Raw genomic sequence first — 824 nt, 5'->3', positions numbered from 1 at the left:
GTTAGATACACAGATCCACATTTTAACGCAATGGTTAACACTAAATCCGCTAATTATTGGTTACCTATAGACCAATATGTAGGAGGAATAGAACATGCTACTATGCACTTAATATATATTCGACTTTACCATAAATTATTACGAGATTTTGGATTGGTAAATAGTAACGAACCAATAAAAAAATTACTATGTCAAGGAATGGTACTTTCAGAAGCTTTTTATTCTTTAAATGAAAAAAAACAACGTCATTGGATTTCTCCTAAATTGGTACAAACAAAAAGAGATGAATATGGAAAAATCTTACAAGCATGTACTAAAGATGGAAAAGAAATAATTTATGCTGGCATGATAAAAATGTCGAAATCAAAAAATAATGGGATAGAACCAGAATCAATAATTAAAAAATATGGAGCCGATACTGTTAGGCTATTTATTATGTTTGCAGCCCCTGTGGACGCTTCTCTTGAATGGAGAGAATCAGGTATAAAAGGAATTTATCGTTTTTTACAAAAAATATGGAAACTCATATATCACCATGTAAAACAAAAAAACATTGATATTAGTTTAAATCCAAAATTATTCACAGAAGAACAAAAAAAAATACGTTGTAAATTACACAAAACTATTATCAAAGTATCCGATGATATTAACCGACGTCAAACGTTTAATACAGCTATTGCAGCAATTATGGAATTAGTAAATAGTGTCATAAAAAAAAATAAAGAAAATGAACAAGATGTCCCATTAATGCAAGAAGCTTTAATTATTATAATAAAAATGCTATATCCATTTACACCACATTTTAGTTTCTTTACTTGGCAAAT

At 28.5% G+C, this 824-nt stretch carries 1 protein-coding gene; it reads left to right on the top strand.

The window, feature by feature from the left end:
* Nucleotides 1-824: class I tRNA ligase family protein (locus LDP10_RS03025; protein ID WP_265197265.1), on the top strand; the 824-nt coding region annotated here is incomplete at both ends.

The sequence above is a fragment of the Buchnera aphidicola (Pemphigus obesinymphae) genome (genome assembly GCF_026122815.1).
Taxonomy (GTDB): Bacteria; Pseudomonadota; Gammaproteobacteria; order Enterobacterales; family Enterobacteriaceae; genus Buchnera_C; species Buchnera_C aphidicola_BJ.
The sequence above is the reverse complement of the archived record's forward strand: the minus strand, read 5'-3'. Positions and strand labels throughout refer to the sequence as shown.